This is a genomic window from Myroides albus (assembly GCF_024722315.1).
GTDB lineage: Bacteria > Bacteroidota > Bacteroidia > Flavobacteriales > Flavobacteriaceae > Flavobacterium > Flavobacterium album_A.
The window spans coordinates 1,617,855-1,637,689 of the sequence record NZ_CP102754.1; the positions used below are offsets into that span (position 1 = coordinate 1,617,855).

The 19,835-nt window shown below is 34.6% G+C and carries 18 protein-coding genes; 9 read left to right on the forward strand and 9 right to left on the reverse strand.

The window, feature by feature from the left end:
- Positions 1 to 4: 4 nt before the first annotated feature.
- The 3 genes from NWE55_RS07480 to NWE55_RS07490 form a co-directional block, all read right to left on the reverse strand.
- Positions 5 to 793 (reverse strand): S1/P1 nuclease, encoded by a 789-nt coding sequence (locus NWE55_RS07480; RefSeq protein WP_155091934.1) that lies wholly within the window; start codon positions 791 to 793, stop codon positions 5 to 7.
- A gap of 8 nt (positions 794 to 801) precedes the next feature.
- Positions 802 to 1,314, reverse strand: coding sequence for an acyl-CoA thioesterase (locus tag NWE55_RS07485; RefSeq protein ID WP_155091935.1), 513 nt, complete (start codon positions 1,312 to 1,314; stop codon positions 802 to 804).
- 76 nt (positions 1,315 to 1,390) lie between these two features.
- On the reverse strand, positions 1,391 to 2,314 hold the full coding sequence (locus NWE55_RS07490) for an HU domain-containing protein (protein WP_155091936.1): 924 nt from the start codon (positions 2,312 to 2,314) through the stop codon (positions 1,391 to 1,393).
- A 189-nt stretch (positions 2,315 to 2,503) separates the two neighbouring features.
- Here NWE55_RS07490 and dprA point away from each other — a divergent pair, with 189 nt between their 5' ends.
- Positions 2,504 to 3,622, forward strand: a complete 1,119-nt coding sequence (gene dprA / locus NWE55_RS07495) for a DNA-processing protein DprA (RefSeq protein WP_160339811.1) — start codon at positions 2,504 to 2,506, stop codon at positions 3,620 to 3,622.
- Between the two features lie 35 nt (positions 3,623 to 3,657).
- On the opposite strand, the gene trpS is transcribed toward dprA, so the two are convergent.
- Positions 3,658 to 4,638 (reverse strand): tryptophan--tRNA ligase, encoded by a 981-nt coding sequence (gene trpS, locus NWE55_RS07500; protein ID WP_155091938.1) that lies wholly within the window; start codon positions 4,636 to 4,638, stop codon positions 3,658 to 3,660.
- 141 nt (positions 4,639 to 4,779) lie between these two features.
- On the opposite strand from trpS, the gene NWE55_RS07505 reads away from it, so the two are divergent.
- Entirely contained in the window at positions 4,780 to 5,538 is a 759-nt protein-coding gene (locus tag NWE55_RS07505) for a lysophospholipid acyltransferase family protein (protein ID WP_155091939.1), read from the forward strand.
- A gap of 57 nt (positions 5,539 to 5,595) precedes the next feature.
- On the opposite strand, the gene NWE55_RS07510 is transcribed toward NWE55_RS07505, so the two are convergent.
- On the reverse strand, positions 5,596 to 6,567 hold the full coding sequence (locus tag NWE55_RS07510) for a hypothetical protein (RefSeq protein WP_155091940.1): 972 nt from the start codon (positions 6,565 to 6,567) through the stop codon (positions 5,596 to 5,598).
- 716 nt (positions 6,568 to 7,283) lie between these two features.
- Between NWE55_RS07510 and NWE55_RS07515 the strand changes: the two genes are divergently transcribed.
- The gene (locus NWE55_RS07515) at positions 7,284 to 7,586 is read left to right on the forward strand and encodes a hypothetical protein (protein ID WP_155091941.1); all 303 of its coding nucleotides are present in this window, start codon (positions 7,284 to 7,286) and stop codon (positions 7,584 to 7,586) included.
- Between the two features lie 224 nt (positions 7,587 to 7,810).
- On the opposite strand, the gene recA is transcribed toward NWE55_RS07515, so the two are convergent.
- The 4 genes from recA to NWE55_RS07535 form a co-directional block, all read right to left on the reverse strand.
- Positions 7,811 to 8,815, reverse strand: a complete 1,005-nt coding sequence (gene recA, locus NWE55_RS07520) for a recombinase RecA (RefSeq protein WP_155091942.1) — start codon at positions 8,813 to 8,815, stop codon at positions 7,811 to 7,813.
- 424 nt (positions 8,816 to 9,239) lie between these two features.
- Positions 9,240 to 10,475 (reverse strand): hypothetical protein, encoded by a 1,236-nt coding sequence (locus tag NWE55_RS07525; RefSeq protein WP_155091943.1) that lies wholly within the window; start codon positions 10,473 to 10,475, stop codon positions 9,240 to 9,242.
- 17 nt (positions 10,476 to 10,492) lie between these two features.
- The gene (locus NWE55_RS07530) at positions 10,493 to 12,652 is read right to left on the reverse strand and encodes a DUF2339 domain-containing protein (RefSeq protein ID WP_258204682.1); all 2,160 of its coding nucleotides are present in this window, start codon (positions 12,650 to 12,652) and stop codon (positions 10,493 to 10,495) included.
- A 627-nt stretch (positions 12,653 to 13,279) separates the two neighbouring features.
- Entirely contained in the window at positions 13,280 to 13,603 is a 324-nt protein-coding gene (locus NWE55_RS07535) for a DUF4870 domain-containing protein (RefSeq protein ID WP_155091945.1), read from the reverse strand.
- Positions 13,604 to 13,960: 357 nt separating this feature from the next.
- On the opposite strand from NWE55_RS07535, the gene trhO reads away from it, so the two are divergent.
- The 6 genes from trhO to NWE55_RS07565 all read left to right on the forward strand — a co-directional run bounded on the left by trhO (position 13,961) and on the right by NWE55_RS07565 (position 19,650).
- On the forward strand, positions 13,961 to 15,319 hold the full coding sequence (gene trhO, locus NWE55_RS07540; protein WP_258204683.1) for an oxygen-dependent tRNA uridine(34) hydroxylase TrhO: 1,359 nt from the start codon (positions 13,961 to 13,963) through the stop codon (positions 15,317 to 15,319).
- An 11-nt stretch (positions 15,320 to 15,330) separates the two neighbouring features.
- Positions 15,331 to 16,572 carry a peptidase U32 family protein gene (locus NWE55_RS07545; RefSeq protein WP_155091947.1) on the forward strand — a complete coding sequence of 414 codons (1,242 nt, stop codon included), beginning with the start codon at positions 15,331 to 15,333 and terminating at the stop codon, positions 16,570 to 16,572.
- Positions 16,572 to 16,802 carry a ferredoxin gene (locus NWE55_RS07550; RefSeq protein WP_006257855.1) on the forward strand — a complete coding sequence of 77 codons (231 nt, stop codon included), beginning with the start codon at positions 16,572 to 16,574 and terminating at the stop codon, positions 16,800 to 16,802. The genes NWE55_RS07545 and NWE55_RS07550 overlap by 1 nt, the downstream gene beginning before the upstream one ends.
- Position 16,803: 1 nt before the next feature.
- Entirely contained in the window at positions 16,804 to 17,160 is a 357-nt protein-coding gene (locus NWE55_RS07555; protein ID WP_155091948.1) for an arsenate reductase family protein, read from the forward strand.
- Between the two features lie 441 nt (positions 17,161 to 17,601).
- Positions 17,602 to 18,726, forward strand: a complete 1,125-nt coding sequence (locus tag NWE55_RS07560) for a hypothetical protein (protein WP_155091949.1) — start codon at positions 17,602 to 17,604, stop codon at positions 18,724 to 18,726.
- Positions 18,727 to 18,747: 21 nt separating this feature from the next.
- Complete coding sequence (locus NWE55_RS07565; protein WP_155091950.1) at positions 18,748 to 19,650, forward strand: hypothetical protein; 903 nt, start codon at positions 18,748 to 18,750, stop codon at positions 19,648 to 19,650.
- Positions 19,651 to 19,835: the final 185 nt, after the last annotated feature.

The following is a 19,835-nucleotide window of genomic DNA, read 5'->3' on the forward strand; positions in this document are numbered from 1 at the left end:
TTTCTTATTTGAAGATTTCGTTTAAAACTTGTGCTAATCTCAGCCCTCCTTTTAAAAGTTGTATTTCTACATCATCTTTGTGATCAAAGTGGTATCTATAGCTTAATGATTCACTTTCTTCTACGCTATCATAAAGTTTGTTAGCCATCGAATAAGAATCAAATAACCAATCTTCTAAAGATCCTTTTGTAAGGTTATTGTTGTATTCTTTTGAGTGAACATCTAAGACAGTAGCATATTCTGTATAGCTGTATTTGTCAAAATCAACTAAAGCCGAATCCCAAAGACTGTGAAGGTTTGTCGGTTTTCTAAACCATTCTACTTTTACTCTATTTCCCCCTAAATCCTCTAATCTACCAATGTGTAGTGGTTGATGAGCATCACCGATAATGTGAATAAGGAAGTATAGCTTTTGTTGTCTTTCGACTAAGCTTAGTTTATCACTTTTCAGTTCTTCTATTAAGAGTAAGGTTCTTTTGTATAAGTTTTCGTCAGTAGATTTAGCCAGTTCTTCATCAAATGCAGCTCTGTCTAAGTTGCCTGGTAAATTAACGTAATGCCATGAATCAGAAAACTTCCATGAAGGGTCTGACTTCAAAAAGTCTGGCCAATTTGACCAATAAGCTAATTTCTGTTTGCCTATAATTTTGCTAATTTCTTTTTTAGCCTTTTTAGTTAAGTTTCTTTCTGCAATTTCTGATACAACTCGGTGACCTGTTGTACCCCAAGCAAACACTTCAGTAGTTTGCATTGTAAATAGTATTGCAATTAAAAAGTAAAGAAGTTTTTTCATACGTCTAATTATTCTTGAAATAAAGCAATTAGTTCAGTTGCTTCATTTGGTTTCATCTTTCCTGCTAAAACAAGGCTTAACTGCTTGCGTCTTAATGCTCCAATGTATCTTTCTTTTTCCAAATCTGATTCTGGAATGATTTCTGGAATCTGAACCGGATGTCCTGTATCATCTACTGCTACAAAAGTATAGATAGCTTCATTAGCTTTCTTTTTTGAGCCAGATTCTCTGTCTTCAATCCATACATCAAGATATACTTCCATTGAGCTATTAAATGCTCTTGATATTTTAGCTTCTACGGTTACAACACTACCTAATGGAATAGGTCTATTAAAAGCTACGTGATTTACTGATGCTGTTACACATACTCTACGCGAATGTCTTCTTGCTGCGATTCCTGCAGCTCTATCCATTCTTGCTAATAATTCACCGCCAAACATATTATTTAAAGGATTTGTTTCACCAGGTAAAACTAAATCAGTCATATAGGTAGCTGATGCAGATACGAATTTTGCGTCCATTTGTTTTATTTTCGGCAAATATAGTACAAATAAAAAATCCCGAAAACATTTCGTTTTCAGGATTTCGTTATATTGTTTATTGTACTAATATCCACGCATCTTTATTTAGTTTACTGTGGATTCTTCTCAATTCTTTTTGTGCTTCTGCTTGAGTAGTATATCCTCCGTAAGTTACTGGATACATGCCGTATTTTGTACGCTCCAATGCTTGTGCTGTTGGATATCCGTTTGTTTTTAATTTTAAAGCCTCCTGTTGTGCTGTTTCTCCATTTCTGAAGGCACAAGCGATAATGTAATAAGGCGTGTCATTTTTTTGCTCAATTTCCTCTTTTACGGGTAAGGTAATTGTTGTAGCAGATGGCTCAATTACAAATGTAGCTTGTTGTATTTTGTTTTGTACTTGTGATTGTACCGTTTTTTCCATTTGTAATATTTCTTTCTCTACATGAGAGTCATATTCATTGACAACTATTGCTCCACCTCCTGCAATAACAGCAAGCATAGCAGCATACTTAAAGAAGTTGAATACAGGTCTTCTTCGATTAGTTTCACTTTCTTCTATAGCTGTAATAAGTGGTGTACGAACAATTGGCGTTACATTAACTGCTGATAAGCCAAATGACGTTTTTAATAAGATATCATTTTCAATCGGTTCAAATACAAGTTTGTTTTCTTGATTTGTGTGGAAACTACCGATTCCCTCGATTGTTAAACTATCTTCTTTCAATAAGGTATTTTCCCACTGAGAAACTACTTCTTTTACAGCCTTTGTTGCTTGTTCAAAAGCAATGTTTTCCACTCTTGCAATATGGTTAGCTAATAAACCGTCGTTGTTGGTGATGTTTGCATTGAAAGATAGCTTCTTAGTAGGAGGAAAAAACGAATTTGTCTTTTCGTCAAAGTAAGAAGATTGCATCTCTGATAAGAATGCACCAAAACCTGGAACGATTACACATTGGTAACGATATAGTAATGTCGATATGTAAGCCTGTATATTCATAAACGCAAAATTACATTAAACCAAACTTAAACCAAATGTTTTTATCAAATATTTTCGGGATTCTCATAAAGGAATAAGTGTTTGATTTCCTTTTAATTAATTACTTGTGTTTCCCTTTATATTACGCTTTTTTGGAGTGGTTTTTGTTGATTAAATAAAGATACAAATTGTCTTAATATTTAGCAAATTATGAATGCAGATATCTCTCAAGAGGAATTGTTTTACGCAATAGCACTGACTAAAGTTAATGGTATTGGGCCTATATTAGCCAAGCGTTTGATTGAATTTGCTGGTAGTGCAAAGCAAGTGTTTTTCTTATCTTCAAAAGAGTTAATGCTCGTACCTAAGATTAGTGACCTCTTGTTAAGGAAGTTGAGTGATAAGCGTGTTTTAGAGCGAGCAGATGCTGAAATTGAGGCGATTATAAAGCACAATATTACGGTGTATTATTTCCTAAGTGATAAGTATCCTTTTTTATTGAAACAGTGTATTGATTGCCCTATCTTACTTTATTCATCTTCTGCCTTGTTTGATTGGTCAGATAGGAAAGTGATTAGCATTATTGGGACAAGACAACCGAGTAGTAGAGGTATGGATTTCTGTCAGAAAATTATCAGTGACTTAGCAGAGTTTAATCCTATCATCGTAAGTGGTTTGGCTTATGGTATTGATATTTGTGCCCACAAAGCTGCCTTGGATTGTAATTTACAAACTGTAGCTATACTCGGACATGGTCTTGAGCGTATTTATCCAGAACAGCATAAGTTTGTCGCTCAACAAATTGAAAAGTCGGGTAGTATTTTAACCGAATTTCCTCTTTATAGCAAAGTCGATCGAGAAAATTTCATTCAGCGCAATCGCATCGTTGCCGGTCTTAGTCAAGCGACGATTGTTATCGAAAGTGCCTTAAGAGGGGGGGCAATGAGTACTATATCTTTTGCTAATGATTATAATCGAGAAGTGTTTGCCGTTCCTGGTCGAATTAATGATATTACAAGCCAAGGTTGTAATGAAGTGATACGCACTCAACGCGCTCAACTCCTCACCAGTTCAAAGGAAATAGTAGAGGGATTAAATTGGAATCAGGAAAGTAGAAAAGTCAAGTCAATTCAACCAGAATTATTTGTTGATTTGTCAGCGGATGAGAAAGCGGTGTACGATTACCTCGTAGTAGAACAAAGGGAGCTGTTGGATCTCATTGCTTTAGGGACAGAGCTGCCTATTTACAAAGTCAGTAATGCTTTGCTAAATTTGGAGCTAAAGGGTTTGATCCGTCCATTGCCAGGTCGATATTTTGAAATAGTATAAAAAAAGTCGATAACCTTAGTTATCGACTTCACTGTTTATTTCTTCACATTATATCCAAGTCTTTCTCTTACTTTATTCAATGTGTTTGTAGCGATTACAGATGCTTTTTCTGCACCAATACCTAATAGGCGGTCAACTTCTTCTCGGTTGTTGATATAGTATTCATATTTTTCGCGAACCTCTTTGAATTTATCCACGATTAGTTCGTATAGCTCTTGTTTAGCATGTCCATAGCCATAGTTACCACCTAAGTATTTAGCTCTCATAGCTTCAACTTGCTCAGGTGTAGCTAATAGTTTATAAATGGTAAACACATTACAAGTATCTGGGTTTTTTGGTTCTTCAAGTGGTGTACTATCAGTCTCAATGCTCATTACTTCTTTTCGCAATACTTTATCCGTTTGGAAGATATTAATTGTATTGTGTCTTGATTTACTCATTTTGTTTCCGTCAGTACCAGGTACCACCATTACTTCTTCTTGAATCTTAGCCTCTGGCAATACAAAAGTTTCACCCATTTGGTGGTTGAATCGAGAGGCTACATCACGAGTGATTTCTAAGTGCTGTAACTGATCTTTTCCAACAGGGACAAACTCTGCGTCATACAACAAGATATCTGCAGCCATTAGCATAGGATAGGTAAACAAACCAGCATTAACATCTGATAAAACATCTGCTTTATCTTTAAACGAATGGGCTAATGTTAAACGTTGAAATGGAAAGAAGCAACTTAAGTACCATGTAAGTTCAGTTGTTTGCGGTACATCTGACTGGCGGTAAAAAGTTACATGATTAACGTCTACACCACAAGCAAGCCAAGTAGCCGCAACACTATAGGTATTGTCTTGTAACGTTTTTGCGTCTTTTATTTGCGTTGCTGAATGCAAGTTCGCAATAAAAATAAAAGACTCATTATCTTTTCTGTTTGCCATTTCTACTGCAGGTAGAATAGCTCCTAAAAGATTCCCTAAGTGTGGAGTTCCTGTGCTTTGAACTCCTGTTAGAATTTTAGCCATTGCGTGATATTAATTATTTTAAAGTAGCAAAGATAAGTGAAATGAATTTTATAGACTGTGTTTTTACTGCTAATGTGCTTTCACGGAAGTAGAATTGTTTATTTTTGAGTTTAGTTTATAAACATTATTCAAATACATACGATGAACAGTTTAGCTGTATTTTTCAGTTCGCTTTGGAGATTGTGGTTTTATATCTGGATGGTCATTGTGATCTTGATTCTATCCCCTTTTTTGTTGTTGACCATTTGGTCAGACAAGACCTACTCTTATTTCTTTAAATTGGCGAGGTTATGGGCCATACTTACTTTTTATGGAATAGGGATGAGGTTCCATATTGAAGAAAATCACCCGATTGAGAAAGGCAAGAGTTATATGTTGATTGCCAACCATACTTCTATGTTAGATATAATGATGATGCTTATCTTGGTCAAAGACAATCCTTTTGTATTTGTTGGAAAAGCTGAATTATCCAAGTTGCCTATTTTTGGTTTCTTCTATAAACGCACTTGTATTCTCGTTGACCGAAAGGACGCGAGAAGTAAGAAGAAAGTTTTTGATAGTGCACAAGATCGCATCAATAAGGGACTTAGTATTTGTATTTTTCCCGAAGGTGGCGTCAACGACGATAGAACGATAATCTTAGATAGTTTTAAAGATGGAGCCTTTCGCTTGGCTATAGATCATCAAATTCCGATTGTGCCCTTTGCCTTTGGGCATTTAAGACACTTTTTTCCTTTTGTTTGGGGAATTGGTCATCCTGGCGTAGTCCCTGTTAAGGTGTTTCCGTGTATCGAAACAAAGGGCCTTACTTTAGAACACAAGAAAGAACTTAAAGAGACAGCTTTTGATTTGCTCTATAAGCCGGTATTGAACTGGGAGAATCAATATGCTAAGAAATAGGAAAGCGATGAGATCTACAGGATCTCATCGCTTTTTAATTATAGTTTGGTTTATGGTTTACAGTTGTATTATTCCAGCTCCAGAAATTCTTCCACTGGCATGAACAAAGTCATTCATAGATTGGTTTTGTTCGGTTGACAGATTCCTGTAGTTAATGTCAAGCTTAGTACGATTCATAGAGAGATCAAATAGCTCTTTTTGAATTTCTTTCTGACGTTCAGTGTCTGTAGAAATTTTGAATTCTTCGACTAACTGCATTTCTTTTTTATACGAGGCAACTAAATCTGCATAAGGATTGTCTTCTTGAGAATCTATTTCCTGTGAATCTGCTTTATTTAAAAGATCTTCATTCAAAGAACTGTTATTAGGATCTGATGCTTGTGTAAGAATTGGCAGCTTTAATTCTAAAACGCTTGGTTCTGTTATGGTACATACACCACCAGCAACCTTATTTTGTTGGTGAAAACCTTTGTTCTCAGCAGGTAAATCTTCATCGTAGAAAGCGATGAACTCAGCCTTAGTAAAGAATTTATTGAAAAAATTACCAACTGCATTTTTATTATGTGTAATCTGTTCAGTAGGGTATTCTTCACCTAAGAAGTACGTACATCTGTATAGGTTATTATCTATAAAAAGAGCATTTGTCGATTTAATATTATCTTGATAAAGTACATCATCAATAACTACTTCTCTCGCAGTCGAACGAAATTTGTCAAAGTTGCCTTCTGTAGCGTATACCATCGAGAAGATATAGTGTGGTTCTAAAGTTGGGTTGATAATTCCTCCTGAGTTTTGTTTGAATACATTGAACTTATTTTTTTGTCCATTGTATTCTAATTGGTGTATTCCACTGTCTAACTTTAGTACCTCAAAAGTATTGGGTGCTAAGGTGTATTTTTTATCATCTATAGATACTGTAATTTCTTTGTCAGTTGGATTGGATAGATAAAAATCTTGTCTTTTGAAGGGATCATCACAACTTAGAAAGGTTGTAATTGTTAGCAATAGTGCTAATAGTCTTGATTTCATAGTGAATTTTTGAGTTTTTAAAAGTGCAAAACTAATGTTTTCAATACAGGCTGCATAGTTAAAAATACTTTTTTAATACATGTGTTTAAGGTGTGATTACTCAGTATTTATGACTATTTTTAATTAAATTTATAATAAAAACTTAGAATGAGTTTGTTGCGTGTGGATGTTAGGATATGTATGCGTTGTATTCGAGTTAATTTATTGTGTGTTTTTTAATGTTATTGAAGAATTTGGATCTTTACCGAAAAGACTCTCTGTTTTGGAGAGGTAAAAAGTTTTGAGTCATTCCTTTCTATTTGTGGAGTATTTGAGTTCTTTATCGATAGCTATTGTAATTTCTTCTTGTATTTTAATAGTAATATATGCTTTCTGAATATCAGTTGTTTCGAAAAGAGTTGCGTGAGCGTTTGACAATATTTGCGGTTATCTTCATTGTTGTATCTGGCATTTGTATTTTCACGTCTCCCAGCCGTATTGATTTACAGTGGAGGTTTTACTATGCTTTGCTGTTTTTGTGTTGCCTTGTGTTTTTGTACGTATTGGTGATTGTTATTCGATTGTTTACTAAATACTCAAAATCACAGCGATATATAGATTGGCTTACGTTGTTTTGGTTATTTGTTTATCTGTTTGTTTTCTTAGTTGTCAGTGTTTTGTTAACGTATTGAGTGCTGACTTACAGTTTTTAAGTGTTACTAATAATTATTGTGTGTATGAATATTTTGCGTCTGATTGGTAGAGTAGCTTTGCGTACTATTTGTGGTAGTATTCCCTTCTTATTAGCATATTTGGTTATTGAGCGATCACATGGTTTACTGAGTAAGTTTATTTCAGCTTGGTTCATGAGTTTTTTGATTTTTATATCAGTTATCTGTTATGTAAGATTCGTTGTTCGCAACGCTTCTTCACCCGAAGCAGATAAAGAAGAAAAATATGTTGATATACTTGGTCTGATTGCTTATCTAGTCATGTGGTGTTTTGCATATAGTGTTTTTTTAGGACCAGAGATGCGATAAATAGATTGGGGAGTAAATCTCTTATTTCTACCAATAATTCTGTGCTTTAATCAGTAGAAGGGTACTTTGGGAATACATATGATTAAATGGCTACTCAAGCCTTTTTAGGTTTAGCTATCGTACTTGTTGTTGTTACGACTGCATAGTGTGAGATTACAATATTAAAAAAAAGCCCCTAACAACTTGCGTTATTAGAGGGCTTATGTATATGGATAGAATATATTTTAAGCTTCTTTATTCTTGATTTCTTCTTTAATTCTTTCTTCAAGTTCTTCCATTAATTCAGGATTATCCTTGATGATTGCTTTTACTGCATCGCGACCTTGTCCTAATTTAGTATCTCCATAGCTAAACCAAGAACCGCTTTTCTTTACAATTTCATAGTCAACTGCTAAGTCAAGTACTTCACCTACTTTAGAAACTCCTTCCCCATACATGATGTCAAATTCCGCTGTTCTAAATGGAGGAGCCACTTTATTCTTAACGATTTTTACTTTAGTTCTGTTTCCGATTACGTTATCTCCATCTTTTATTTGAGTAGACTTACGGATATCAACACGAACCGATGCGTAGAATTTTAAGGCATTACCACCTGTTGTCGTCTCTGGGTTACCGAACATCACACCAATTTTATCACGCAACTGGTTAATGAAGAATACAGTACAATTCGTTTTGTTAATCGTAGAAGTAAGCTTTCTTAATGCTTGAGACATCAAACGAGCATGTAATCCCATTTTAGAATCTCCCATTTCTCCTTCAATCTCACTTTTTGGAGTTAAGGCAGCTACAGAGTCAATAACAACGATGTCAATAGCACCTGAACGAATTAGATTTTCTGCAATTTCAAGTGCTTGTTCCCCATTGTCAGGTTGAGAAATGATAAGGTTGTCAATATCGATACCTAATTTTTGTGCATAAAAACGATCAAATGCGTGCTCCGCATCAATGAAAGCTGCTATACCTCCTGCTTTTTGAGCTTCTGCAATTGCATGTAGCGTTAAGGTCGTTTTACCTGATGATTCGGGTCCATATATCTCTATAATTCTTCCTTTTGGATATCCTCCTACACCTAAAGCTAAGTCTACCCCTAGAGAACCTGACGAAATCACTTCAACTTCTTCAACAGCTGTATCTCCTAATTTCATTACAGTACCTTTACCGTAAGTTTTATCTAGTTTGTCTAGCGTTAGCTGTAACGCTTTTAGTTTTGCTTCTTTATCTGCACTCATTTTATTACAAAAATAGGTTCTTACTGATGTAAAAGTAATATAATTTATTTACTTGCCAAGAGTGTATAATCATTATGCTATAAATTATAGCAGTTTTATGGAAGTAAACTGCTACATTATTCAGTATTGTGATAGCTTTTGTTTTTAATTCTTTTTTTTGTGTAAGCTTTAGCCATGTACCTTAAGGGAATAGCTGGCTATTTAAGTACTTCGCGTAGGGGGGAATTTGCCTGGAGTACGCATAGGGGTTTGTCAATCTCAGAGGTAGATTTTGTTCTTTTTCGCTCACTGCTAATTTGTGTTACTTGGCTTTTTCAGAATTGACTTGTAAGTAATTTTAGGTGATATGATCGTGATTTTTAAACAAAAAAGAACACCCCAATGAGCACTTTGTTCGTTGGGGTGATATAAAATTGAAAACTTGTTAGTTATCTTGCTTTTTGAATGTTTTATAGCAGATTAATGCGATGACAAGCCCTACGATGATTATTACTCCCCATAGTATAATAGATTGTATGGCGTTATTTGCTTTTTTTATTTCCTCCGGACTTGCTTTTTGAAATTGATTGAATTGAAAATCATGAGTCTCTACTATAGGAAGTGATGACGGTATATCATTTTTAAAGTGTTGTATATCATATTCTGGGGTATCATACTCGTCTCCTATTATATTTACAGTATACGACGTATTGGCATTTAGGTAAGCTGTAGCGAAGCGTGTTAATGAATATGTATTAACTGCTTTGACTACTAAGGGGGTATTATCTCCATTGTAGATTTCGATATACGGATTCTGTACTAATATATCATCTAGTATAAACTCATTTCGATTTTTAGATGAGAGTATAAATGAGATATTAGTTTTAGTTAGAGAGTCTCTTAAAATCGCTTTTCGATAATAATCTTTTGGAGAGTCTATTTCTATTAATAGCTTATTTAGCCTATATTGATATTGTTGTTTTGCAAAGTATAGTATAGACGTTTTGTTTTTATTGTTGACTTTACTATCTGCATACTTTAGTAAAGTAGGGCTAAACTGTCCATAGGTTTTTGTATCTACAGCAGTGCTTACTTTATTGAGTTTTAAAGGAGCGGATTGATTATTGATCAATTCCATCTCATAGTATTTATAGCGACCTTCTGGTATAGTGATAAACAAAGTTACTTCACTATCATTTGACGATGTATAAGTATAAATAGGAGTTTTTTGTTTTACTATAAACCAGCTTTGATTGTCATTACTTCCACGTACAGATGCGTGTATAGATACGTCCGCTTTATTGATATTGATGTAAAAGTCTGAGACCTTTTTTGCTTCAGGATTGTGTATAACAAATCGATTAATACTATCTCGTTCTACTAAGGTAGATGTTTGGTATTCAATGATTTTTGTTTCTTTAGAAGTCGGTTGTACATTTCTGATAAAGTATGGTACTTCTGTTGTTGCAAAACTTAAACTATCTCGTTGCATTATACGCAGGTTAGAGAAGTTGCTACTAGCTTCACCTGCTATTCTATTGTCTAGTTTAATATTGTAATAACCACTCTCTGTTATAGGAGCAATAGTAGTTGTATATGTTTTGGATTGAGCATGTCCTACTTGAGTACTTAAAAAGTAGGTACTCAGTATGACAAGCGCTATTGTATATATTTTTTTCATTAGAGATTCTTTAATTATTACTCCTTTGTGATAGATGAGGTATCATTATTTTGATCTTGGTCTTTGACAAGAAGCTTTATGCGTTCCATCATAAATGAAACAACTAATAAGATTATACCTAAGATGACAAATGAGATTATCTTTCCACCTTGAGTCATGTTCCAGACATCGTACAAGTAAAATTTAGCAATGATTAATGCAAAACTTCCTAAGGATAACTTTCTCAAGTCAACATCGTTTTGTTTTATTCCTACAATCATCGGAACCATAGCTAATAATCCCCATAAAATTGGGTAACCATACGAATGTACATTACTTAAAATAGAAGTATATCTTTCGACATCATTAATTATCCAAATGCTGAGGTTGTCAAGTTCTACAGACAAGGTACTTACTATGCTGACAAACAAGATGATTAGGTAAATGATTCTATTTTTTTTATCTGCTTGTTTCTGCCTTTTGTATAACCAAATTAGCAAGGACATACCTACCACAATAGCTATAAAATGGATTAGAAAATAGGCTTTAGGATATACATCTCGCATGAAGATCTCACTGCGAAGATGGCTTATCCTTATGTTGTATATCAACAGGAGTATGACCGTTACTGCGAAGATAATTTGATAGTATGCTTTACTAAAAGACTGTTTGTATCTGAGTACAAAAATGAAGGTGTAGAAAAGAGTAAAGGTGATTATAGCTACGTTTTTAAACGTTTGCATATAAGCTGTCGGGCTTAAGTTTTCAATTCTAACCGTTATTTGATATCTTAATTCTAAAATAGGAACAATATATAGCAGTGCTAAGAAGGATACTGACATGATTTGATGAATGTTAGTATTTGATAGCATTGCTATGTTTTTCAATCCCTTAGTTTCACTTTCGTCTATTTCGCTTTTTGCTGCTAATCTTTTAATCACATAAACAGACAGTATAAAAAAGATACCAGTCATTGTAAATTTATTTATTATAATTGGCAAAATTGGAGTAGGATCCAAATCCTCGTATATTTCCACAGGATTGAATAGTGTTGCAGAATAAATATAGGAAATCAAGGTAAGTATGGATAGGATAAAGAATCCCATGCGGAACAAATTAACCTTGGTTTTATTCCAAATGAAATATAGTACAGCCATCTCCACTGCCCAGGCTACTGTGATATAGTTTCCATCTAATTGCATGGGAATACTCAAGGAAACAAATCCTACTATTAATCCCAATAGTGTGTAGCCTAAATTTGAATGAACTTCAAATTTTGTTGTTTTCTTTATGATAACCAAAAAGGCTACATTTATCAGTGCTAATAATATAAGATATACCCCCAGGTAGTTAACCTCCGTTTTGTTGTGGAAAATTTTGATAGCATTTATTAAAATAATGATATTTAATAGCGAAAAGAATATAAGTTGTCTTATTTGAATCTTTTCGATATTGGTTTTGAGGTAGCGCAGAACCATAAAACCACCCAATTGTATAAAAAACAAGATATTGAATATGGCAGCAGACAAGATGTAATCTACTTTATATTTGGATACTACCCATGTATAGAAGTATAAGATAGTTAAGACGTAACTAAATTTGTTTACAATAAACCATTCCTTTTTGTAGGCAACAATTAGAACACCACTGTTTAGTAGTAAAATGTAAGAGAAAAGGACTAAATGATTGCCTGAGCCACTACTCACTAAAAGCGGAGCTAACATCCCCCCAATCAACCCAAATATAGTCAGTTCTTGTCGCTTATATCCAATTGAAAGTAGTACACAGAGTACGGTGATGATGATTAAAATAACAAAAGCTGTAATCTGATTAAATACTTCATATTCTCTAAAAGCAATGGTAATCGTAACATAAAATGTTGCAAAACCACCTCCCATGAGTATGGAGGAGAAGGCGTGATATTTCTGACTAAGTTTATGGGCGATTCCTATTAAAATTCCCCCTGTTAGTATTCCGATGGCAACACGGCCAATTTCATTTATCCAATTTTGATCAATTGCATATTTAACAAAGAAACCTATCCCTAATACGAGTGTGAAAATTCCAATAGTGTTAAGCCAATTGATATTCTTTAACTGTTGTAATAGTTTATTTTGAAAATGATCAGTAGATGTTGCAGTTGTGATCTTTGTCGGTTTTGTGTCCTCTTTCTTAATTTCAGGAGCACTTATTTTCAAAATATTTTCTGAAATCTTCGGTTCTATTTTTTCCTCAGTAGGAGGTACAGCTTCTTGTTTTATTGGCTCATCGACCTTTTTGTAATTTTCTTTTTGTGCCGTATCAGTGGAGCGAACTTCTGGTATTGGAGCACGCTCTATAGGATTAGATATTGGTGCAACAGGTCTTTTTGTTTCTTCCTTTTTTGCAGGTTCAGGTGTTTGTATAGGTTTTTTTGCTATCTGATCTGCTGTTCCTAATGTCTACTCGAGGCGCTGCATCTTTTCATATAAACCATTTAACATACTCAAAGCTGTATTGACTTTTTTGTTTGTACTGTCTATATTATTATTTAGTCCTTTTACCTTACTGTTTATAACGAGTAATAGTACAATGATTGCTATAAAGCAAAGTGTTAAAAAACCATCCATACATGCGTAGTTTAAATGAATAATAGTTCTTGAAGTTCCTATCTCGCAAATTCAAGTAGTGTTATTTTGTAAAATTAGTTAAATAATAATTATAAATATAAGTATGTGTTAATTATGATAGGATATTATATTTTGTTTAAACAAAAGAGTATTTGAAATAAAAAAAAGAAGTTAACTATAAAATTAACTTCTTTCGTATACGTTGAGTGTTTGGTTTTACTTAATGAATGTAAATGTTTTATTTGACCATTCTCCGATAAGTGGCAATGGTTTTGATTCCCCTTTCAGAGCATTGAGGATGCCAATGATCCAAAGCACTAATATGACTAATCCAACTAAACCTAAGAACGATAGAGCAGGTACAATTTTTACCACAATATTTAAAACTACGTTTAATACTACTGATGCAATCATTACTCCAAATGATTGTCTGAGGTGATACTTTAAAAAATTATCTGCTTTTTCTTTTCCCATAAAATAGGCTATTAACCATCCGATAATTGTAATGTATGATACAATTGCAAGTGTTTTATTATTCATTTTTCGATTTTTTACTGGAGCAAATATCTATAGAAATCTTACAATTATCGTCAATTATAGGTGTAAATGGGGCGAAAATGGCTGATTATAGGGAGTTTTTAGGCTACTTTTGACAGTTCTTTTTTTTGATCGATCATGGTATGTGATGTTGTCGGTTTTGTTTGGTAGGCAGTTTTTCGTTGTTAATCTTAGTAGGTTTAGGATAACTGCTTTTTTAAAGAATGGATTGATAATTAGTGTTTTAAGTATTTTTTTTGATGTTCAATTCTCATTTGTCAATCAAAATAGTATCTTTGCACCGAAATTCTTCCATTTAGAATTTCAAACATATATAATCTACACTTAAAAGTATATAGCATGCAACTGTATAACACATTAAGCGCAGAGGAAAGAGCAGAACTTATCGAACAAGCGGGAGAGAACCGTTTGACTTTATCTTTCTATGCGTACGCCAAAATAGAAAACCCACAACAATTTAGAGATGACTTATTCCTGGCTTGGGATGCATTAGACGCTTTAGGACGTACTTATGTAGCTCATGAGGGGATCAATGCTCAGATGTCTGTACCTGCATCTAAGTTTGATGCATTTAGAGAGACTTTAGAGCAATACGACTTTATGAAAGGTATTCGCCTGAATGTAGCTGTAGAGCAAGATGACTTATCATTCTTAAAGCTAACAGTAAAGGTTAGACACAAGATCGTAGCAGACGGATTGAACGATGATACATTCGATGTGACGAATAAGGGAATTCACTTAAAGGCAAAAGAATTCAACGAGTTATTAGAAGACCCGAATACGGTAGTAGTGGACTTTAGAAACCACTATGAGAGTGAAGTAGGGCACTTCGTAGGAGCGATTACTCCAGACGTGGACACATTCCGTGAATCACTGCCAATCATTAAAGACCAGTTAGAAGACATCAAAGAGGAGAAAAACCTACTGATGTACTGTACAGGAGGTATCCGCTGTGAGAAAGCATCCGCTTACTTTAAACACAACGGGTTTAAGAATGTTTACCAATTAGAAGGAGGTATTATCGAATACACTCGTCAGGTAAAGGCGGAAGGATTAGAGAGTAAGTTCATCGGAAAGAACTTCGTGTTTGACCACCGTTTAGGAGAGCGTATCACAGACGATATTATCTCTAACTGCCACCAGTGTGGTAAACCATGTGATACTCACGTAAACTGTGCAAATGAAGGATGTCATTTGTTATTCATTCAGTGTTGCGAATGTGCTGAGCAGATGCACGGATGTTGTTCTGATGAGTGTTTGGATATTATCCAAATGCCTATAGAAGAGCAAAAGCGCCTGCGCCAAGGAGTACAAAAAGGAAACTTAGTATTCAAGAAAGGGCGTTCGGAGGCATTAAAGTTCCAGAAAGAACGCAAAGCTACGGATGAAGTGAAGGCAGTGAAAGTAAGTGCAGTAACACAAATCCGCAAGAAACAAGCAGAGCGAAAAGTACTTATTGGTACAGCACAGCATTACTTTACTAAAGCAAGTGTAGGGCAGTTTATTGTTGACAAGGAGTTAAATGTTGGAGATAAAGTAGCTATCGTAGGGCCTACTACAGGTGATGAGAGACTAACAATAGAGAAGATGATGGTAAATGGAGCGGAAGTTAGTACAGCTAATAATGGAGATAAGATGACTATGGAATTAGGTTTCCGTATTCGTAAAAACGACCAATTGTATAAAATAATAGATTAAGCATTAAGAATATGACAGTTTCAGGAAGAGTAGAGCTTATGGCTCCTGCAGGTAACTTCGAGTCTTTACAGGCCGCGTTAGATAACGGTGCAGACTCAGTGTATTTCGGAGTAGACCAGTTAAATATGCGTGCGCGTTCTACGGTAAACTTTTCTATTGATGATTTAGAAGAGATTGCGAGAAGATGTAAAGAGAAGAATGTACGTACTTATTTGACGTTAAACACTATCGTTTATGACCACGACTTATCAGTGGTTAAGACTTTATTGAATAAGGCAAAAGAGGCAGGGCTTACAGCAGTGATCGCGTCTGACCAGGCAGTGATCGCATCTGCAAGAGCGATCGGGTTAGAAGTACATATCTCTACTCAACTAAATGTCACAAACATTGAGACTGTTAAGTTTTATAGCTTATTCGCTGATACGATCGTGCTATCTCGCGAGCTGAGTTTGCGACAAGTAAAAAAGATCACTGAAGCTATCGAAAGAGAACAGGTGAAAGGGCCTTCTGGTAATTTGGTAGAGATAGAGATCTTCGGTCATGGAGCTTTGTGTATGGCTGTATCAGGGAAGTGCTATTTAAGCCTTCACTCACATAACTCTTCTGCAAACAGAGGAGCGTGTAAACAAAACTGTCGTAAGAAATACACGGTAATAGACCAAGAGAGTGGTTTTGAGATCGAGATAGACAATGAGTATATGATGTCACCTAAGGACTTATGTACCTTAGATTTCTTAGATCAAGTGATCGATGCAGGAACCAAAGTACTGAAGATAGAGGGTAGAGGTAGAGCTCCTGAGTATGTAGCAACTGTGATTCGTACCTATCGTGAGGCTATCGATGCTATCGCTGATGGTACTTACTCTCAAGAGAAAGTAGCAGAGTGGATGAAAGCTTTAGAAACGGTATATAACCGTGGATTCTGGAGTGGATATTACTTAGGACAGAAATTAGGAGAGTGGAGTGACAACCCAGGTAGTAATGCCACTCAGAAAAAAGTGTATGTAGGTAAAGCGGCTCACTATTTCCAAAAAGCGTCTATCGGAGAGTTTAAAATTGAAGCTTATGATATCAAGATTGGTGATAAGATCTTGATTACTGGACCGAGTACAGGAGCACAAGAGTTGATCGTAGAAGAACTATTCGTCAATGAGCAGAAGGTAGAGAAAGCGACTAAAGGAGATGACTGTACAATCAAAATTCCGTTTAGAATTCGCTTATCTGATAAGCTGTATAAAATAGTAGAGGCATAATGGTCATAGTTACGCTACAACGCGATAAGTGTATCGGATGTAATTATTGTGTTGAGGTTGCTCCTCAGCAGTTTCAGATGTCTAAGAAAGACGGAAAGACTGTCTTATTGAAATCTGTGAATAATAAGGGATTTCATACACTTAAGTCGCCAGATTATACTATTTTAGAGGCATGTGAACAAGCAGAGAAAGTTTGTCCAGTACATATCATTACCGTAAAAGATGTATAAGATGAGAAAGATATATTATTTAAGTACTTGTACGACATGTAAGCGTATCATGGCTGAAATGCCTGAATTAGATACGTTTGAACTACAAGAGATTAAGAAGAATCCTGTGACAGCAGCACAGTTAGAAGAAATGTATAAGCAAGTGGGTAGTTATGAAAAACTATTCAATAAGCGTGCTCAACTGTACAAAAGCGAAGGATTAAAAGACAAGAATCTTCAAGAAGATGATTTTAAAAAGCTTATTCTGGAGCAATACACTTTTCTAAATCGCCCAGTAATGTTTATCGATGGTAACATTTATGTCGGGAATAGTAAGAAAGTAGTAGAGGCTGCTATCGAACAAGTAAAGAATAAATAGTAGGCATAAACCTGCTAATAACTAATGGCCAACAGCAATGTTGGCCATTTTTTGTTTGGTTATGTAGTGGTAGGACAACATTTGAAGTCTCGTAAAGACAAAATTATTTCTTCTTGTAAGGCAACTAATCTTCTTATTGCTATTTTATGTCAATGTTTTTTATTCAATAATTATTTGGGATAAATATTGGTATAAGTATAGACGGTATGTCGTTTTTATTTGATTTCTTTCATTTAAGGGATTGTATTATAAATGTTAATTTTTAATATTTATTTAAGAAACTGATTGTTTTTATTTTTTTAATTATTAATATTGGAAATCAAAATATTTGATATTAATATATTTTTGAACTATTATTTTTAATAGTATGTGTTTTTTGTGAAGTTAGGACTGTTAATAAAAACATAAAAAATAAACGAACTAATCTTAATTACCTTAATAATGAAAAAAAGAAAACTTACCTGGTACACAAAGGGACTTTGTGCTGTTGTTTTATGCAGTTTTATAAGTTGTTCAAGTGATGACAATAGCACTGCTCCAAATGTAACTCCTCCAACAGAGGAACCTAATCCTGAAGGGCCAAAAGTGAAAGAAGCCGAAATTTCACTTGCTGTAATAGCATATACTCAAAATACAGCTACAGTTCAAATTAACTCTAAAGAGGCTAAGAGTGTTTACTATTATGTCGTTAAAGGAGATGATGTAAGTACAATTACTGTTGAGGAGATAGTTTCGAAAGGTGTAAAAGTGAAAGCAAATACTGAGGAAGAAGTTGTAGTAGATGCTTTGGAGGCAAATACCAAGTATACTGTGACAGCTATTGCTATTAATGCAGAAGACAAAGCGACAATTTTGAAATATCCTCAAACGATTAAGACTATGCAAAGTGCAACAATGCAAATCATAGCTGTTGAGGCTGATATCACAACGATGGAGTTTAAGTTTACAACTCAGTATGCTGAGAAAGTTGGCTATATTGTACAAGAGGCAACTGAAAAAGCTCCAACTGCTGAGGATGTTTTAGCCAAAGGTGTATCTATTGATAGACTTGATGGGGAGTCTACTTTAAAGGTTGACGGCTTGAGTGAAAACACAAAGTATAACTTGTATGTGGCGGCTATAGAAGCTTCTGGCAAGACATTACTGCAATCATCGGAGTTTTCTACAAAAGAAGATGTACAAGAAGAGGATGGAGTGATCAAGTTTACAGAGATAAAAGTAAATTCTGAAAGCCAAGGCTGGCTTAATGTTTATATTCTTAATCTAAAAGGTAAAGATTGGGAAGCAGGATTTGAAATAGGATCTATATCAGCAGAGTTGCATGAGCTTCCTACAGGAAAGTTCTATTATGCTTCTTGGTCAGAGGAGGTGTCGTCAGATGGTGTAGGTGAATACTTTATTAAGAAGAGAGATGGCTCAGAATCAATAAGAGATTTGGATAGTGGATCAATTGTTATTACTAAAGGAGCTAATAATACTTTCGATATAGAGATTAATATAGCACGAGATAGTGGTACTCCTTTTAAAGCAATTTATAATGGGCCAGTTCAAGTAATACCATATTAAATAAATAATTAGCATAGAGAGATGAGAAATAAATTTTTAATATTATTTGTGGCATTTGTAGGAGGATTATTTGCAGCTTGTTCAAGTGATGACAATAGTGTTCGCAATGTACCGGGTGAAGGAGAAAGTGAAACGCCCAAAGCAGAAGTAACACTTACTTTAGGTGAAGTAGGTGTAGATAAAGTTGATTTTACTGTGATCAGTAAAAATGCAGTACAAATCGCTTACTTGCTCACACCAAAATCGGATGAAAGTATAACTACAGAAGTTATCTTTCAAAAAGGTATCACTGTGGAGGTTAACAAAACCGTTGAAGTTACTGTAAATGATCTGCATCAAGATTCGGAGTATGACCTATACTTGGTAGCTAAAGGAGAGGATAAAGAAGTCAGTTTAATTAAGCATAGTTTTAAAACTCTTTTACCTAAAGGATTGGAGTTAGTAGATGGTTTTATGATGTATGACGATTTGGATGAAGCAACTGGCTTGTATCGCACAAACTTGATGATGTCAACAAAAAAGATGAGTCAAGATGGAAATGGGATAGAATACAAAGATGTTTTGATTTGGTTGTTGACTCAAGAGCCACTTGTTAAATTAACAGAGCAAAGTTACCAACTACCTTTTGGAAAAGTCGCTCCATTAGAGGGGAGTTATGATACTTGGAAACCTTTGATGTATTATGTTGGAAAACACGTTAAAGGTAGTGATGGCAAGCCAAATTTTCAAGGAACAGCTTGGATTAATTTTGACAAGAATAATAATGAGGATTACTTCGTTGCGGATGATACCAAAGCAACTTCTATTGAAATAGTAGATAATAAAGATGGATCATATACGATTTCTGGTAAATTGGTTGATAAAACTCGTGGTGAGGAACTGACATTTACATATACGGATAGTAAACCTGTTTTTGGCTGGTAGGAAAGTTAGAAATATTGATAAAGTTATTAAACGGAAAGAGAGGAACTATATGTTCCTCTTTTTTTTTAGGTGTATATAGCTTTTTATTTTCTGTTTAAATAATGAATGTCAAATTTTTAATCGTATAATTTGCTTGAAGGGATTAATTAGTTGAATGCTGTATTGAATTGCCCGTTATGCTTGAT

Excerpts from the sequence above, each read along its gene's own strand:
- dprA (WP_160339811.1), top strand. The coding sequence starts at position 2,504 with ATGAATGCAGATATCTCTCAAGAGGAATTGTTTTACGCAATAGCACTG.
- NWE55_RS07485 (WP_155091935.1), bottom strand. The coding sequence starts at position 1,314 with ATGGACGCAAAATTCGTATCTGCATCAGCTACCTATATGACTGATTTA.
- trhO (WP_258204683.1), top strand. The coding sequence starts at position 13,961 with ATGCAACTGTATAACACATTAAGCGCAGAGGAAAGAGCAGAACTTATC.
- trpS (WP_155091938.1), bottom strand. The coding sequence starts at position 4,638 with ATGGCTAAAATTCTAACAGGAGTTCAAAGCACAGGAACTCCACACTTA.
- recA (WP_155091942.1), bottom strand. The coding sequence starts at position 8,815 with ATGAGTGCAGATAAAGAAGCAAAACTAAAAGCGTTACAGCTAACGCTA.
- NWE55_RS07565 (WP_155091950.1), top strand. The coding sequence starts at position 18,748 with ATGAGAAATAAATTTTTAATATTATTTGTGGCATTTGTAGGAGGATTA.
- NWE55_RS07545 (WP_155091947.1), top strand. The coding sequence starts at position 15,331 with ATGACAGTTTCAGGAAGAGTAGAGCTTATGGCTCCTGCAGGTAACTTC.
- NWE55_RS07535 (WP_155091945.1), bottom strand. The coding sequence starts at position 13,603 with ATGAATAATAAAACACTTGCAATTGTATCATACATTACAATTATCGGA.
- NWE55_RS07505 (WP_155091939.1), top strand. The coding sequence starts at position 4,780 with ATGAACAGTTTAGCTGTATTTTTCAGTTCGCTTTGGAGATTGTGGTTT.
- NWE55_RS07525 (WP_155091943.1), bottom strand. The coding sequence starts at position 10,475 with ATGAAAAAAATATATACAATAGCGCTTGTCATACTGAGTACCTACTTT.
- NWE55_RS07490 (WP_155091936.1), bottom strand. The coding sequence starts at position 2,314 with ATGAATATACAGGCTTACATATCGACATTACTATATCGTTACCAATGT.
- NWE55_RS07555 (WP_155091948.1), top strand. The coding sequence starts at position 16,804 with ATGAGAAAGATATATTATTTAAGTACTTGTACGACATGTAAGCGTATC.
- NWE55_RS07480 (WP_155091934.1), bottom strand. The coding sequence starts at position 793 with ATGAAAAAACTTCTTTACTTTTTAATTGCAATACTATTTACAATGCAA.
- NWE55_RS07560 (WP_155091949.1), top strand. The coding sequence starts at position 17,602 with ATGAAAAAAAGAAAACTTACCTGGTACACAAAGGGACTTTGTGCTGTT.
- NWE55_RS07550 (WP_006257855.1), top strand. The coding sequence starts at position 16,572 with ATGGTCATAGTTACGCTACAACGCGATAAGTGTATCGGATGTAATTAT.
- NWE55_RS07515 (WP_155091941.1), top strand. The coding sequence starts at position 7,284 with ATGAATATTTTGCGTCTGATTGGTAGAGTAGCTTTGCGTACTATTTGT.
- NWE55_RS07510 (WP_155091940.1), bottom strand. The coding sequence starts at position 6,567 with ATGAAATCAAGACTATTAGCACTATTGCTAACAATTACAACCTTTCTA.